The sequence below is a fragment of the Mesorhizobium sp. WSM4310 genome (assembly GCF_007003935.1).
In the GTDB taxonomy this organism is placed as follows: domain Bacteria; phylum Pseudomonadota; class Alphaproteobacteria; order Rhizobiales; family Rhizobiaceae; genus Mesorhizobium.
Genome location: NZ_VFTA01000018.1, coordinates 107,321 through 122,760, shown reverse-complemented (window position 1 = coordinate 122,760; position 15,440 = coordinate 107,321). Strand labels below are relative to the sequence as shown.

Sequence of the window (15,440 nt, the reverse complement as noted above, 5' to 3'; positions counted from 1 at the left end):
CCCGACGTGCTCGGCCGCGCCGCCGTGAGGGTTGATACGTCCAAGCCTGCCTACCGGCTCACGGACTACTACAGCTGGCACCTTTTTTCTGGAAGCCCCTGCTCCGCTCAATGCCGAGAGGGGCTCCTCTGGCCTGCCGCCGGTTTCGTGGACACCGAGACAAGGTGTTTAACGGAACTGGAGGGTGGGAATGCAAAGAAGGAAGTTCGGCCGCAAGTTCAAGCTTGAGGCGGTGAGATTGATCAAGGACCGGGGCGTTGCAGTGGCCCAGGCCGCCCGCGACCTCGATGTCCACGAGAATGTGTTGCGCAAATGGGTGCGCGAGCTGTCGACGGGTCCGCAGCACGGCTTTCCTGCGGCCGGCATCGCAGGTTCGTCTGGCGGTTCAGGGTATGGATCGCGTCGTGCGGCTGGTGACCCACAAGCCGATGCTTGGCGAACCTTTTGGCGAACCTACCCGTAAGCCATTGATAAATAAAGATAATGGTGGGCCCGGAGGACATGGTAAGGACGTTGATTCTATTGCGTTTTTCGTGGGCCAAAATTAGAGAGTTTCCCGTATCGTTCCGTATTGTCTTGCGATTGATCCCGACATCAGATTTCGACACGCTAGCGCGAAACACTATCGGCTTGTGGCGACGTCATTCCTATCAAGCCATGCCATCGGCCTACCCCGCCGCCAAAGCCGTCACTTCTCGCCGGAACGGCAGCGCGTCGCCGATATCGAGTTCGTCCATCTCACGAGCGAAACGATGGCCGGCGTAGGTCGCCCAGGCAATCGGACCTGGCGCCTCGGCATCGCCTATGACCTTGATCGAGCGAATGCCATTGTCGGCCCATTCGTCGCGCCGCGCTTTCAGGTCGCGCCAGACTTGGTCGTCCTGTTGGCGCGACGTCACCAGCACCACGGCGTCGGCGGCAATGTCGCGTTCGGCACCGGTGTAGGCGCAGGCGGTGGCAACGCCTCCCGGCACGACGCGCGTCACGGTCCGGTTCAGCACGATCTCGACGCCGAGCTCGGCCAGCCGGCGATGGATGGCGCCTTGCTCCAGCGTGTTGCGGGTCCAGTCGGACACATAGGCGGACGGCGTCACCAGCGTCACCTTCGCGCCCCGGCGCGCCATCAGCTCGGCCAGAACGCCACCCATGTAGTAGTGGTCGTCGTCGAACAGCACGACAGTGCCGGTCGGTACATTTCCGCCCATCAGGTCGTCCGGGGTATAGAGCGGCATGGCCGGGTCCACCGGCATCGGCATGACATGCGCACGCGCCACGCCGTCACGGCGCCATGCCGAGCCGGTGGCAATGGCGATGTTTTGAAACCCGAAGGCCAGGATATCCTCGGCGGACAACCGGCTTTCGAAATAGACGTCGACATTGGACGCCTGGCTGAGCTGATACTGGCGATAGTCGCGTACGCGACCCCAGGCGGAGAGGCCAGGCAAGCGGCACTCGCGCGACACGCGGCCGCCGAGCTCGGTGCCTGCCTCGGCGATCGCCACCTGGTAGCCGCGCAGGCCGAGTGCGCGGGCGGCCTCAAGCCCGGCGGGACCGGCGCCGACGATCAGCACGCTGTCGCTGTCGCCCTTGGCCTGCATCCGCTCCGGATGCCAACCCTTGCGCCACTCCTCCATGAAGGTCGGGTTCTGCGTGCAGCGCGAGATCGACATGGTCATGTCGCCGGTGATGCAGATGTTGCAGCCGATGCATTCGCGAATGTCCTCGATCCGTCCCTCCTCCATCTTCTTCGGTAGGAAGGGATCGGCGATCGATGGACGGGCGCAGCCGATGAAATCGAGCGTGCCGGACTTGATCATCCTGACCATCACGTCCGGCGAGGTGAAGCGACCGACGCCGACGACCGGCCTCGAAGTCAGCGTCTTGATGCCGGACACGAGGCTTTCCTGCGCCGCCTCCTCCTTGAACCGCGACGGCCCCGAACAATCCTCCCAGGCGCCATGCGCCAAGTCCCAGAGGTCGGGCAGGTCGGCATTCATCTCGATCATGTCGCGCACTTCGGAATTGGCGAAGCCAAGTTCGCCGATCATCTCGTCCAGCGACAGCCGCAGCGTCAGGCCGCAAGTGTCGCCGATGGCGTCGCGGCCTTCTTCGATCAGCTCGCGCATCAGCCGTGAGCGGTTTTCCAACGGGCCGCCATATTCGTCGCTGCGCTGGTTGGTGGCGGTGGACAGGAAGTGCTGGATAATGCCGAAGCCATGCGCACCATAGAGACAGACTAGGTCGAAACCCGCCAGCTTCGCGCGTTTGAAGGCATTGCGGTGCCAGCGCCTGAGGTCACGTATATCCTGCTTGTCCATGGCGCGTGCCTGGACTGGATCGTTGGTGAAGGTGCGGATCGGCAAGGCCGACGGTCCGCGCGGCACTTCCTTGGTGTAGAGGTTCGGGCCGTTGATACCGGAATAGGCGAGCTGGATGCCGGCCAGCGCGCCATGCTGGTGCATGGCCTTGGCCATCTTCGCCAGCGCTGGGATGTCGGCGTCGTCCCAAAGCCTGAGCTCGATGAAGGGCGTGATCTCTGAGGTGTGGTGCATCTCGGTCTGCTCGGTGAAGATGACGCCCCAGCCGCCTTCCGACTTGATGCGCCGCATCTCGGCCGCGGCGGACGGATCACGATAGCCGCCGCCATTGCAGTGCGGCACTTGGTAGAAGCGGTTCTTGGCGGTCACCGGACCGATCTTCACAGGCTCGAACAGAATGTCGTAGCGTGGATCACGCATGGTGCTTCCTTCCTGCCAGCGTCGCGTCGCGGCATGCGCGGTGATGGTTTCAAACCTGGCGCAAGCCGGTCTGCCCGGTGGGTAGACGCCGTGAACCTACTCATAAGTTGCGGCGCGTGCCGGAAAACTACAGATTTCTTCTGTGCCGATTAGGACGCGCCTAATCCGCCCCCCCGGCCGCCTGGATTAGCATCCGAAGAATCCCGGCTGAGCCAAATGCGACTTCAAGGCCGCGGCCACGCGATGCTAGATAGCGCACACGGCCAACGAGACGTGAGACGCATGGACAGCATCCAAATCCTTGAAAAGCTGATCGCATTCCCGACGGTGAGCCGGGACTCGAACCTCGACCTCATCGGTTACGTGACAGACCTGCTGGCGACGCGGGGCATTGCATGCCAGATCATCCGCAGCGCGGACGGCCACAAGGCCAACTTGTTCGCCACAATCGGGCCGGCCGAGGCGGCCGGCGTCATGCTGTCCGGCCACACCGATGTCGTCCCGATCGACGGACAGGACTGGACGCTGCCGCCTTTCGAGATGAGCGCGCGGGATGGCAAGCTTTACGGCCGTGGCGCGGCCGACATGAAGGGTTTTGTCGCCTGCGCGCTTGCCGCCTGTCTCAAGGCCTCGAAAATGAGCCTGCAAACGCCCTTGCATCTGGCGCTTTCCTACGACGAGGAGATCGGCTGCATCGGCGTGCACAGCCTGATCGACATGCTGCGTTCGGCGCCGCATCGGCCATTGCTGTGTATCGTCGGCGAGCCGACCAACATGCAGGTCGCGACCGCCCACAAGGGCAAGCTTGCGGCGCGCGCCATCTGCAGGGGACGCGAAGGCCATTCGGCGCTCGCTCCCCTGGCGCTCAACGCTATTCATCTCGGCTGCGACTTCGTCTCCGCACTGCGCCGGGAACAGGACCGGCTGGCCAGCGATGGCGCGCGCGACGGTGACTATGACATTCCCTACACCACCGTCCACGTCGGCAAGATGCATGCCGGCGTTGCGCTCAACATCGTGCCGAACCTGTGCCAGCTCGACTTCGAGATCCGCAATGTCGCGGCCGACAACCCCGACCAAATCCTCGATGGGTTGCGCGCAGAGGCAGCGCGCATTGCCGCAGCGGCTTCAGCGATCGCGCCGGAGGCGGCCATCGACATCGATATCACCAACACCTATCCGGGTCTGGACACGCCGGCGAATTCGCAGGCTGTGGCTTTCGTCAAGTCATTGACCGGGGCCAACGACACCATCAAGGTTGCCTTCGGCACCGAAGGCGGATTGTTCAGCCGCGACCTCGGCACGCCGACCATCGTGTGCGGGCCGGGCTCGATGGCGCAAGGGCACAGACCGGACGAATTCGTCAGCGTCGAACAGATGCGCCGCTGCGACGACATGCTCGGCAATTTGCTGCGGCGGCTTGCCGGACAACAGTTGAAGGTCGCCTGACAAAGGCCGCTGCTATTCCACGACCCGTCCGCTGCCGAACACGCCCTGTTCGACAACGAAGCGGCGGCAATGATCGATGAATGCCTGCACCGTCTGGGTGCGGTGCTCGGCGTTGGGCAATGCGACCCCCATGGTCAGAGGCCGCAAATCCCCTTCCAGGGGCACGAAGACCAGCGGCTTGCCGTCCGGCGCCAGGGTGTTGAGCGGCCGCATGTTGGCGATGCCGTAGCCGAAGCCATTGGCAACCATCGACCGCATCACCGCGATGTCGCCGGTGCGCTCGGCAATGTTCGGCCGGATGCCCCGCATTTGGAAGGCCGAGAGAAAATATTCGCGGCTGTATGGCAGGTCGAGCAGCACCATGGGCTCGTCGGCCAGTTCTTCCGTCGTGATCGAAGCTTTGCCGGCGAAGCGGTGCCCCTGCGGCAGCATGACATAGGCCGGCACCAGCATAAGCGGTTCGAACGTCGTGTCCTGCGACAGTTCGAGATCATAGGTCAGCGCCGCATCGATTTCACCTCGCTGCAACATTTCGAGCAACTGACCCTGGTTGCGTTCGAACTGCCGGAACCGCACCTCGGGATAGGCGCGCTCGAACTTCGCGCGCAGCGTCGGCATGACGATCTGCGCGAAGGTCAGCAGGCATCCGACTGCCAGCGGCCCACGCACCTTCTCGGCGATGTCGCCGGCGATATCGTGCAGAGCGTCGGCGTCGGCCAGCAACCTGGCGGCCTCCTTGAGGAAAACACGCCCGCCGGCCGTGAGCGACAGGCCATGCGAATGCTTGCGGACAAAAAGCTGGACGCCGAATTCGGCCTCGAGCTGCGCGATGGACGCCGAAATCGAAGGCGGCGAAACATTGACCTGCTCGGCCGCCTTGGTAATGGAGCCGGCTTCGCCGACGGCGACGAAATATTCCAATTGTCTCAGGGTGAAGCGTAGCGGCATGGGCTTCTATGTTGCCGGTTTGGGCGCTGCGATCAAGCGCCCGCTCCGCCTCAGTACTTGATCCATGTCGTTTTCAGCGCGGTGTACTTGTCCAGCGCGTGCAGCGACAGGTCGCGGCCAAAGCCCGATTGCTTGATGCCGCCGAACGGCGTCATCGGGCTCAGCGCATCGACCGTGTTGACGGAAACGGTGCCGGCGCGGAGCCGGCCGGCAACGCGGTGCGCGCGCGAAAGACTGTCGGTCCATAGTGACGCGGCCAGCCCGTACGGGCTGTCATTGGCAATGCGGATGGCCTCCTCCTCATCGTCGAAGGCAATGACCGACAGCACCGGTCCGAATATCTCATCCCTGGCAATCGGGTCGTCATGGGCAACATCATCGAAGATGGTGGGCTGTATGAAGCTACCGCGACCGTTGACCGTGACCCGATCTCCGCCGGCAACCAGGCGCGCGGTCTTCTTGCCGGCCTCGACGAAGCGCATGACGTTGGCGGCGTGGCGGGCATCGACCATGGCGCCCATTTTCGAGGCAGGGTCGAGCGGATCGCCAGGCTGGGCGGCCGCCGCGCGCTTGGCCAGTTTCTCCACGAAGGCATCCTTGATGCCGCGTTGCACGAGCAGGCGCGAATTGGCCGAACAGACCTCGCCCTGGTTGAAGAAGATGCCGAAGGCCGCCATGTCGGCCGCCGCATCGAGGTCGCCGCAGTCGGCGAAGACAAGGTTCGGGCTCTTGCCGCCTGTTTCGAGCCAGACCTGCTTCATGTTCGACTGACCCGAATATTGCAGGAACATCTTGCCGACCGAGGTCGATCCGGTGAAGGCAAGGCAATCCACGTCCATGTGACGGCCAAGCGCCTGCCCGGCCGTCTCACCAAGGCCGGGCACAACGTTGAGCACACCGGCGGGCAGCCCCGCCTCCATGGCGAGTTCCGCCAGCCTGAGCGCCGAGAAAGGCGACTGCTCCGCGGGCTTCAGCACCACCGAATTGCCCGCCGCCAGCGCGGGCGCGCACTTCCATGTGGCCATGTCGAGCGGGAAATTCCACGGCACCACGGCACCGACCACGCCGAGCGGCTCGCGCCGCACCAGCACCAGATCACTGCCGCCGGTCGGCGCCACTTCGTCATAGATCTTGTCGATGGCCTCGCCATACCACTGGAAGATCGCCGCGGAACCCGGGACATCGACAGTCGCGGCATCCGTGACGAGCTTGCCCATGTCAAGCGATTCCAGCAGGGCAAGCTCCTGCAGGTTTTCGCGCAGCAGCCGCGCCAGCCTGAACAGCACCTCCTTACGGTGCGCCGGGCTCGCGCGTGACCAGACACCAGCCTCGAAACTGCGGCGCGCCGCGGCAACGGCGAGATCGATATCTTCCTCGCCGCAGGACGCCACCTCGGCGAGCGTTTCGCCAGTGGCCGGATTGATGCTGGCGAAGGTGCGGCCCGAACGCGCGGCAACCGTCTTACCATCGATGAACGCCCTGTCGCGAAACCGGATCGCGGATGCCTTGCCGATCCAGTCCTTGTGACTGAATTCGCTCATGCGGATGCCTCCCCCTGCGTGATGGCTACTCGTCGCCCGGCACGCCGTAGCTCGGCGCGTCGGACGGATTGATCGCGCGGGTCACATAGGCATCGAGCTGGGGCTTGTAGCGGTCCCACAAGGCCGCCAGTTCCTCGATCGGGCAGCCGTCGGTCCAGTCGCAGCGCAGGTCCGCGACGGGCCATGCGACCTCGCGCACCAGCTTCATTCCAGCCGAATGCACCGGACCCGCCTCGCCCCCTGCCTTCAGCGCGGCGCGCATGGTCGCGATCAGGCGGTCGCCGAGGTGCCCTTCCGAGGCCAGGAAAGCGTCGACCATGGCTTGCGGCACGCCATCATGGGCCAGCATGTTGCCGCCGCAGGCGACATTGTCCGCACGCGCTTCCGCCCAGATGCCAAGCGCCCTGGGTCCTGAATGAATGGCGGTGGTGCCGGCGGCATCGACAGCCAGCACCTGCCGGTAGTTGCTATAAGCGCCGGTGCGCTTCAGGATGGCGACCGCCTCGGCGGCAGAGGCGCCCCGCGCCAGCAGTTCGAGCCCTCTTGCGCCGAGCGTCGGATCGGTGACGTTCTGGCTGGCGACCGCGCCGACGCCCGCTTGCGCATAGGCGCAGCGCGCCGCCACCGCCGGTGAGGAAGACGACACCGCGACGCCGAACATGCCGGTGCGGCTGCACCGCGCGACAATGGAAAAGGTCATGAGATCAATCCGGGATGACGGCGGTGCCGTCGATCTCGACCAGCCAGTCCGGCCGCGCCAGGGCCGAGACGACGAGACCGGTCGAAACGGGATGCACGCCTTTGATATACTCGCCCATGGTGCGGTAGACTGCCTCGCGATGGCGCACGTCGGTGATGTAGACCACCACCTTGACCAGATGCTCCATGGTGCCGCCGCACTCTTCGATGAGCTGCCTGATGTTCTGCATCACCTTATGCGTCTGCTCGGCCGGATCGTGGCTGCCGATATTCTTGGCGGTGTCGAGATCCTGCGGGCACTGGCCGCGCAGATAGACCGTCCGGCCGCCCCGCGTGACGACCGCCTGGCACAGATCATTGTCGAGCTTCTGCTCGGGATAGGTGTCCTTGGTGTTGAACTTGCGGATTCTCGTATGCGCCATCCAGGTCTCCATTAGATCGGGCTCGTGGCTGTTGTCAGCGTCGGTCAGGCGTCCACCGTCTCGCGCTGCGCCGCAGCGTGATAGGCCAGATATTTGCGCTGCGTCGAAATTCGGTCGGCGACATGCTTGGCATCATGCCAGACGCCCCAGATGAAACTCGACCCTCTTCGCGACTGCCAAGGCAGGCCGAGAAAATAGATCCCAGGCTCGACCGAGACGCCGCGTTGGTGCCTTGGCCGGCCCCTCTCGTCAAAAGCATCGACCTTCAACCAGCTGTAGTCGACGGCAAAGCCTGTCGCCCAGATGATCGCCGCTATCCCGGCGCCCGCCAGATCGAGGTCACGAAGCGGGTTGGTCAAGCAGTCCGGATCCGGGTCGATCCGACGGGCCGCGGGCTCCTGCGGAAGGTCGAGGCCGTTGCGCGCGACATAGGCATCGGCCTCGTCCAGCAGCGACATCAGGTTGGCGTCACCGCGGGCAATGTTCTTCGCCAGATCGGGCGCGAAGGTCAGTATGCCGTCCTGATATGCTTTTGTCATGCCGACCAGGGTAAGCCCCTGCGCCGCCAGCCGACGGAAATCAATCGTTTCGCCGCCACGCGCGCCGCTCACCGCAATCGTGACATGCTCCGTGCCAGGCCCCGGGGTTTCGAGGTCCCATTTGCCGAGAACGCCAAGCCACCAGCAGAAATCACGCCCGCGATAGGCACGCGGCGGGCGGTCGTGCGGGCCGACCGAGAGGTAGACGCGCCGCCCCGAGCGCTGCAGCTCATCGGCGATCTGCACACCTGACGATCCTGCCCCGACCACCAGCACCGCGCCCTTTGGCAACTGCCCGGGATTGCGGTACGCGCTGGAATGAATCTGCAGAATGCCGGCATCGCCGGGGACAAGGGCGGGGATGACGGGGACCTGGAAAGGTCCGGTCGCCGCGACGATGCTGCTGGCTTCGATCACCCCGGCCGACGTCTCGACGCGAAACCCGGGTCGACCGACATTTCTTTGCGCGAGCTTGACCTCGACGCCGCAGCGGATCGGCGCATTGATCTGCCTTGCATAGGCGGCGAAATAGTCCGCAACCTCCTCCTTGGAGGGAAAGCCGTCAGGACCCGTCACGGGAAATTCCATGCCTGGGAAACGGTCATGCCAGGCCGGGCCATTGGCGACGAGCGAGTCCCATCGCTGCGAACGCCAGCGCTCGGCGATCCGGCCACGCTCAAGGACAAGATGCGGCACGCCGCATTTGCTCAGATGCTCCGACATAGCCACTCCCGCCTGGCCACCGCCGACGACAAGCGTGTCTATTTTTTCCACCGACATTTCTGCGTCCTTTCCCCCCAAGAGTTTCTGATGCGAGGAGGTCAGATCGCTGGTGTACTGGAGGGACTGATTAGCGAAAATTACGATTTCACGTGGCAGTGGTTAGCTTGTCCCTAAATGCCGGGACACGGGCCGACGCGCGGCTACGACAGCATCGCCCTGGCCGCTTTTTCGCCGATCATCATGGACGGCGCATTGGTGTTGCCGCCGATCAGCGTCGGCATGATCGAGGCGTCCGCCACACGCAGATTGTCGAAGCCGCGCACCTTGAGACTGACGGGATCGACCACCGCCATGGTGTCGTTGCCCATCTTGGCCGTGCCAACCGGGTGATAGACGGTCAAGGCTTCGGCACGCAGATAGGCGAGGATCTCGTCGTCGGTGACGACATCGGGTCCGGGCAGGATTTCCGGTCCGCGGATGTCGGCGAAAACCGGCGAAGCAAGGATGGAACGCGCGACCTTTATACCTTCGACAAGGGTCAGTGCATCCTGCCCGTCGCTGAAGAAGCGGTGATCGATCAGCACGTTGCGGCGGGTGCCGTCACGCTCGAGCGTGATTTCACCGATGCTTCCGGGCCGCAGCACGCAGGTGTGCACGGCATAGCCGTGGCCATATTCGACAAGCCGGCCGCGATGGCTGCGATAGCCGGGGACAAAGTGGAATTGGACATCGGGAATATCGCCGGCATATTTCGTCTTGGCGAAGCCGCCGGCCTCGACGTAATTGGTCGTCAGCATGCCTTTGCGGCGGACGAAATACTGAAAAGGCGCCGCCAGCATCGCTGGCAGATTGGCGAGCGACAGGCCGAGCGTCCTGGCGCTGTTCGATCGCATCGTGATCATTCCGTCGACATGGTCGCGCAGGTTCTTGCCGACGCCCGGCACGTTCATGACCGGTTCCACCCCCGCCGCCTTCAGCTCGTCGGCTGGGCCGATGCCGGAAGCAAGCAGGATGCGCGGCGATCCGATCGCGCCTGCGCTGAGCACGATTTCGGCGCGGCACGTCAGCCTTTGGGCTGATCCGTCCCTGATCACATTGACGCCGGTGGCGCGTCCGCTTTCGATCGCCAGGTCAAGCACCTCGACGCCTGACAGGACCTGGAGGTTCGGGCGGCCGAGAACCGGCCGGACGAAGGCAGTGTAGGCTGAGAAGCGCTCCCCCCTGTTCTGGGTCACATTGTAGATGCCGAGGCCGAGTTGGCCATCGGCGTTGAAGTCGCGGTTTTCGGGCAGGCCCACGCCCCGACCCGCCTCTACCCACAGCCTGGATACGGCGTTGGGGTCACGCGGATTGTCGACCAGCAGTTCGCCCTCGAAGCCATGATAGGCCGGGTTTTGCGACAGGAGATTGCGCTCGAGCTGCTTGAACACCGGCAGCACGTCGGCATAGGACCACCCTGCGCAGCCGAGTGCCGCCCACTCATCATAGTCCTGCGCGGCGCCTCTGATATAGACCATCGAATTGATCGAACTCGACCCGCCAAGAAGCTTGCCCCGGTTGACCGGTATGCGGCGGTTGTTGAGCAGCGGCTGCGGCACGCCCTTGTAGCCATAGTCGAAGTTCGGATTGCCGTAGAGCGAGAGAATGCCGGCCGGTACCCGCACCCTTGTGCGGTCGTCGCTACCGCCGGCTTCGATCAGGCAGACGCGGTTGGCGGGGCTAGCGCTCAGCCTGTTGGCCAGGACACAACCGGCCGAGCCCGCGCCGATGACGATGTAGTCGAATTCCGCGGTCGCGATGCTCATGCCATGCCTGCTAGTGCTCTTCGTCTTCGTCGTTTTTCAAGAGCTCGAGGATTTCCCGCTTCATGGCGATGAAGCTCGGCTCCATGACCAGATCCATGCTGCGTGGGCGCCGGAGGCCGACGCGGATTTCCTTCTTGATCTGGCCGGGCCGGCCCGACATGACGAGCACCCGGTCCGCCAGCAGGATCGCCTCGTCAATGTCATGCGTGACGAACAGAACCGTCTTCTTGGAATGGTCCCAGATCCTCAGCAAAAGCTTCTGCATTGAGTGGCGTGTCTGGCTGTCGAGCGCTCCGAAGGGTTCGTCCATCAGCAGCACCTGCGGATCGTTGGCGAGCGCACGTGCAATCGCCACGCGCTGCTTCATGCCGCCCGACAGCTGCGAGGGATAATGGTTGGCGAATTTTGCCAGGCCGACCTCATGGAGAAAATGTTCGACGATGGCCCTGCGCTCGGCCGCCGACATGCCCTTGCGCTTGGGACCGTATTCGACGTTCTGCGCCACCGTCAGCCAGGGGAACAGCGTGTAGGCCTGAAACACCATGCCGCGATCCGGACCTGGCTCGGTAACCGGCTTGCCGCCGACCGAGATCATGCCGCCGGTGCGCTCCTCGAGGCCAGCAATGAGATAGAGCAGGCTCGATTTGCCGCAGCCGGACGGACCGACGATCACGCAGAACTCATTGGGCACGACATGGAAGGAGATGCCGTCCAGCGCCAGCACCGCGTTGTCGCCCTTGCCGTAGCGCAGGACCACATTGTCGATGGCGATGTCGGAACTCTTCGGTTTCGTCGCGAGTGTCAGGGCGTCCATGTCGGCAAACTCCTCAATTGGCCCAGGGAGCGACGAGGCGGCGAATGCCCCGGAACAACTGGTCGGTGCAAAGACCAAGGATGCCGATCATGGCGATGGCCATGAAGATGACGTCGACCTGGAAGCCGCGCATCGCCTTGAGCGAGATGTATCCAAGCCCGCTGCGGGCGGCGACGAGTTCGGCAACGACGAGATAGGTCCAGGCCCAGCCCATGGTGACGCGCAGCACGTCGAGCACGTTCGGAAGCGTGGCCGGAAAGACGATGTGGAAGACCGTGTCGCCGCGTTTCGTGCCGAGCGTATAGGCAGCGTTGACGAGGTCGCGCTGAACGCCGCGGGCGCTGTCGGCGATCATCACCAGCTGCTGGAAGAAGATGCCGAAGATGATCACGGCCACGCGCTGCTCGATGCCGATGCCGATCCACAAGATGAAAAGCGGCACGAAGGACGTCACCGGCAGATAGCGGATAAAGTTGACGAGCGGGTCGAGCGCCGCCTGGACGATGCGGTAGGTGCCCATCGTCAAACCGAGCGGCACCGCCACGACGCTCGAAATGACGAAGCCGATCAGCACCACCTGGACGCTGGCGAGCACGTGCTCCCACAACGACCCGTCAAGCGCCATGCTGATGGTGGTGAACAGTACGGATTCCGGGCGCGGCAGGAACATTTCCTTGACCGCTCCGGAATAGGTCAAGGCAAACCAGCCGCCGATGACCGCGCCCCAGACCAGGACGCTGAGCGTGATGGAGAGAGGGCGCGACACGGCCTGAAAAGGCGTGGTGATGGCTTTCCAGGCGGATCGACCGGGCTGATTTTTTTCCACGCTCGTGGTCACGATATGGCTGATGGGAGACGTTGCATTCGGTGCCAGTGTCACAGGGAAACCTTTTGGGCTGGATGGACCGCAGGCGAGAGGCTCGGCCCGCGGTCCAGCGAGCTCACTTTACCAGGATAGGTTACTTCGCAGGGCCAGATCACTTCGCAAGGAAAGACGTATCGACGAGGTCGTCGTATTTGATGTCCATCTTGAGCTTGCCGAAGCCGCCCCAGATATCACCGCCGAGCTTGATCAGCTTGCCGGCTTCACCACCCTCGCCGCCGGCGAAGAATTGGGCATTGCGCTCCTTGCCATAGAAGTTCACGCCCGCGGCGGAGGAGGCGAAGTCCTTCGGCTCCTTCAGCCAGCCGCCGACGCCCTTGGCCATCACCTCGTAAGCCTTCTCGGGATTTTCCTTGATGAACTCGTTGGCCTTGTAGAGCCCCTTCACCAGCGCCTCGACATCGCCGGGGTTCTTCGTGATGTAATCGCAGTTCAGGGCCACCACATCGACGATCAGGCCGGGTGTCTTTGAGGAGTCGATCAGCACCTGTCCCTTGTTTTCCTTCTTGGCCAGCGTCAGATGCGGTTCCCAGGTGACGGCAACGGGAATGCGGTCGGCCATGAAGGCGGCGGCGGCATCATCCGCGGTCATGTTGGTGATCTTCACATCGGCCTGGCTGAGACCGGCCTGCTTGAGCAGGATGTTGAACCAGAACTGAGAGACCGAGCCTTCGTTCAGCCCGACTTCCATGCCTTTGAGATCAGCGACGCTCTTGACGTTGCTGGGCGCCAGGACGCCGTCGCCGCCATGGCTGTCGTCCAGGGCATAGACCGATTTGAAGCAGACGTCCTTGGAACGGTACTTCATGATTTCGTCGATGGTCGAGGCGCTGCCGTCGAGCTCGCCGGCGGCGACGGCCGCCATGTACATCGATGCTTCCTCGATGACTTCGAGCGAGACATCGAGGCCGCCTTCCTTGAAGTAGCCCATGTCGCGCGCAAGGAAGAGCGGGCCGTACCCGACCCAGGTCGTCATGCCCAGCTTCAAGCTGCCGGCTTCGGCGTGGAGGCTCACCGAAAGCGCGCTGAGGGCAATGCCGGCCGCAAGCGCGGCACGGCGAAACTTCGAGATTATTGTCGTCATTATGTTCCCCTGTCTTTTTCTGAGGGCAGGCGCTGTCCGCACCAAAACAACCCGCTTCGGACGCATCGCCGAAGGCTGCCACCTGACGTTCTTTTTGTTCTCTTTCAGCCGGCGGATGGAGCAAAGCACGCTGTGTGCGATGCACAAATAATGATTTTCGATAATTCTGCTTAGGCTGGGCCTAACCAAGCCGGCACTGCTGCGTCTGCGCCACCCACAGACTTTGGCGTGAGACGGGCTGACGATCCCGATGACCTCATCGTCGCTTTCAGAGAGGTCAACGACGGTCGCCTCCTGGAATTGGCGAAGCTAGCTATTGACCTGGCCTCTAGACCGCGACCTGCCCTCGCGCATTCAATGGCGACATCAATACCAACGCCTTCTTCCGTGTGCTCGCTGATGAAGGCCGGCACGCTTGTGGGATCGAGGCAGATCGCATCCAGCATTAGCTATTTTGCCAGACCGCGGCGATGGGCATTTTGGCTCGCTCACGAAGATCACCGCGGCACCAGCCGCGGACGGCTAGCAATGTCAGCGCGCCAATGGGGTCGAGGCCGGAAGTCAGCACCGTATACCTGACGTCACACAAGAGTCAAAAACTTACCCAATAATGTGGGAAGAAGCCGTCGAGATCAGAAGACAAGGTTAAGCCTGACCGATGTCTTCAGAGTTTTGCTCATATCTTTCAAAGCCGCATCCAATTTATAACATCGGTTCGAACTCAGCTTGAAGATGCCTTGAATTTCGCACCAGCGGATGCATGCATCGGAAACTACTGGATTCTGCGGAGATTCAGGAAGTCAGGCGGGAGTAGAGGAGCTTCGCGTTGCTTTGAACTGTGAGCGGCTCCCCCGCTTCCGACGCGAAGCGGGGGAGTATCCGTCTCATGCCTGATCCGTCCAGGTCTTACGTCTTGGCGGCGTTCCGGGCAGCCTCGAATACATCGCGTGCGGACGTCGTACCCGCTACGTGCTCCGTACCCTGGACCCCGAGGGCCATCCATCCCGCGTTGACGGCCTCAAACATCGCTTCGGCTGGTCCTGTCTGGCCCTTCGGAATGCCGAACTGCTCGAATGCTGCTGGCCACTCGGCCCGCGGGACGGCAAAGGCTTTGACGTCGAGCTTCATGACTTCACCCAATTGCGCGGCGACCTCATCCGCGCTCACCATCGAACCGAGTTCGATGACCCGATGCCCCGACCACGCCGGCCCGCTCAGAAGCCTTGCAACCTCAGCGCCGATGTCGTTGGTCGCGACCATGGTCGATTTCCGATTTGTCGGGTTGTAGTAGACGGGCAGCGTGCCGCCCTGGACTACGTGCAAGCCGTAGAGGAAGTTTTCGAAAAACCCGCCGGCCCGTACATATGCGATCGGCAGTGTCAGGTCGCGAAAGCCCTGCTCCAGAAGCGACAGGGCCGTGATCATCCCCAGCCCGCTGGTCCTGTTCGCGCCCATCGACGAGAGTGCGACCATCCGCGGCGGCGCCACCTTGGTGAGCGCCTCGACATAGTTCGCGATGACGCCCTTGGCTTCCCTGAAATCCGGCGAAGGTGCCCAGACGGCCGGCAACATGATAAACGCGCCGTCGACGCCCTCGAGCGCCCGCTCGATGGCGGTCGCATCGTTCCAGTCGCCGTCGACCAGTTCGACGCCCTGGTCCGCCCAGCTTGCCGCCTTGGCGCGGTCGCGGACCAGCGCGCGTACCTTCTTGCCTTGCGCCAGCAAATGCCTTGCGGCGGCACCGCCAACATTTCCCGTAATTCCCGTCACTAAAAACATGTGTTTCTCCTGATGT

At 63.2% G+C, this 15,440-nt stretch carries 12 protein-coding genes and 1 pseudogene; 2 read left to right on the top strand and 11 right to left on the bottom strand.

Annotation, left to right across the window (positions count from 1 at the left end; translation table 11 throughout):
- Window positions 1-190: 190 nt before the first annotated feature.
- Window positions 191-325: pseudogene (locus FJV80_RS20020) on the top strand (transposase); the annotation flags it as partial.
- Between the two features lie 343 nt (window positions 326-668).
- Here the strand turns inward: FJV80_RS20020 and FJV80_RS20010 are convergent.
- On the bottom strand, window positions 669-2,738 hold the full coding sequence (locus FJV80_RS20010) for an NAD(P)-binding protein (RefSeq protein ID WP_142877215.1): 2,070 nt from the start codon (window positions 2,736-2,738) through the stop codon (window positions 669-671).
- A gap of 282 nt (window positions 2,739-3,020) precedes the next feature.
- Here FJV80_RS20010 and argE point away from each other — a divergent pair, with 282 nt between their 5' ends.
- Complete coding sequence (argE, locus tag FJV80_RS20005; RefSeq protein WP_142877214.1) at window positions 3,021-4,187, top strand: acetylornithine deacetylase; 1,167 nt, start codon at window positions 3,021-3,023, stop codon at window positions 4,185-4,187.
- Window positions 4,188-4,199: 12 nt separating this feature from the next.
- Here argE and FJV80_RS20000 read toward each other — a convergent pair whose 3' ends face one another.
- The 10 genes from FJV80_RS20000 to FJV80_RS19955 all read right to left on the bottom strand — a co-directional run bounded on the left by FJV80_RS20000 (window position 4,200) and on the right by FJV80_RS19955 (window position 15,370).
- Entirely contained in the window at window positions 4,200-5,135 is a 936-nt protein-coding gene (locus FJV80_RS20000) for a LysR family transcriptional regulator (protein ID WP_095775883.1), read from the bottom strand.
- A 50-nt stretch (window positions 5,136-5,185) separates the two neighbouring features.
- Window positions 5,186-6,676: an aldehyde dehydrogenase gene (locus FJV80_RS19995; RefSeq protein WP_142877213.1), complete on the bottom strand. Its 1,491-nt coding sequence runs from the start codon at window positions 6,674-6,676 to the stop codon at window positions 5,186-5,188.
- Between the two features lie 25 nt (window positions 6,677-6,701).
- Window positions 6,702-7,376, bottom strand: coding sequence for a DUF1028 domain-containing protein (locus FJV80_RS19990; protein ID WP_095789196.1), 675 nt, complete (start codon window positions 7,374-7,376; stop codon window positions 6,702-6,704).
- A gap of 4 nt (window positions 7,377-7,380) precedes the next feature.
- Window positions 7,381-7,797 carry a RidA family protein gene (locus FJV80_RS19985; protein ID WP_095775926.1) on the bottom strand — a complete coding sequence of 139 codons (417 nt, stop codon included), beginning with the start codon at window positions 7,795-7,797 and terminating at the stop codon, window positions 7,381-7,383.
- Between the two features lie 44 nt (window positions 7,798-7,841).
- On the bottom strand, window positions 7,842-9,116 hold the full coding sequence (locus FJV80_RS19980) for an NAD(P)/FAD-dependent oxidoreductase (protein ID WP_095775886.1): 1,275 nt from the start codon (window positions 9,114-9,116) through the stop codon (window positions 7,842-7,844).
- 143 nt (window positions 9,117-9,259) lie between these two features.
- On the bottom strand, window positions 9,260-10,864 hold the full coding sequence (locus FJV80_RS19975) for a GMC family oxidoreductase N-terminal domain-containing protein (protein WP_095775887.1): 1,605 nt from the start codon (window positions 10,862-10,864) through the stop codon (window positions 9,260-9,262).
- A 10-nt stretch (window positions 10,865-10,874) separates the two neighbouring features.
- Window positions 10,875-11,678, bottom strand: coding sequence for an ABC transporter ATP-binding protein (locus FJV80_RS19970; protein ID WP_095775888.1), 804 nt, complete (start codon window positions 11,676-11,678; stop codon window positions 10,875-10,877).
- A 13-nt stretch (window positions 11,679-11,691) separates the two neighbouring features.
- On the bottom strand, window positions 11,692-12,504 hold the full coding sequence (locus FJV80_RS19965) for an ABC transporter permease (RefSeq protein WP_245318373.1): 813 nt from the start codon (window positions 12,502-12,504) through the stop codon (window positions 11,692-11,694).
- A gap of 151 nt (window positions 12,505-12,655) precedes the next feature.
- A complete protein-coding gene (locus tag FJV80_RS19960) occupies window positions 12,656-13,645 on the bottom strand; it encodes an ABC transporter substrate-binding protein (RefSeq protein ID WP_095775890.1) in 990 nt (329 codons plus the stop codon).
- A gap of 906 nt (window positions 13,646-14,551) precedes the next feature.
- Complete coding sequence (locus tag FJV80_RS19955) at window positions 14,552-15,370, bottom strand: NmrA family NAD(P)-binding protein (RefSeq protein ID WP_245318374.1); 819 nt, start codon at window positions 15,368-15,370, stop codon at window positions 14,552-14,554.
- Between the last annotated feature and the right edge of the window lie 70 nt (window positions 15,371-15,440).

Bases quoted from the DNA above. Each gene is read 5' to 3' on its own strand.
- FJV80_RS20010 (WP_142877215.1), bottom strand. From the start codon at position 2,738: ATGCGTGATCCACGCTACGACATTCTGTTCGAGCCTGTGAAGATCGGT.
- argE (WP_142877214.1), top strand. From the start codon at position 3,021: ATGGACAGCATCCAAATCCTTGAAAAGCTGATCGCATTCCCGACGGTG.
- FJV80_RS20000 (WP_095775883.1), bottom strand. From the start codon at position 5,135: ATGCCGCTACGCTTCACCCTGAGACAATTGGAATATTTCGTCGCCGTC.
- FJV80_RS19995 (WP_142877213.1), bottom strand. From the start codon at position 6,676: ATGAGCGAATTCAGTCACAAGGACTGGATCGGCAAGGCATCCGCGATC.
- FJV80_RS19990 (WP_095789196.1), bottom strand. From the start codon at position 7,376: ATGACCTTTTCCATTGTCGCGCGGTGCAGCCGCACCGGCATGTTCGGC.
- FJV80_RS19985 (WP_095775926.1), bottom strand. From the start codon at position 7,797: ATGGCGCATACGAGAATCCGCAAGTTCAACACCAAGGACACCTATCCC.
- FJV80_RS19980 (WP_095775886.1), bottom strand. From the start codon at position 9,116: ATGTCGGTGGAAAAAATAGACACGCTTGTCGTCGGCGGTGGCCAGGCG.
- FJV80_RS19975 (WP_095775887.1), bottom strand. From the start codon at position 10,864: ATGAGCATCGCGACCGCGGAATTCGACTACATCGTCATCGGCGCGGGC.
- FJV80_RS19970 (WP_095775888.1), bottom strand. From the start codon at position 11,678: ATGGACGCCCTGACACTCGCGACGAAACCGAAGAGTTCCGACATCGCC.
- FJV80_RS19960 (WP_095775890.1), bottom strand. From the start codon at position 13,645: ATGACGACAATAATCTCGAAGTTTCGCCGTGCCGCGCTTGCGGCCGGC.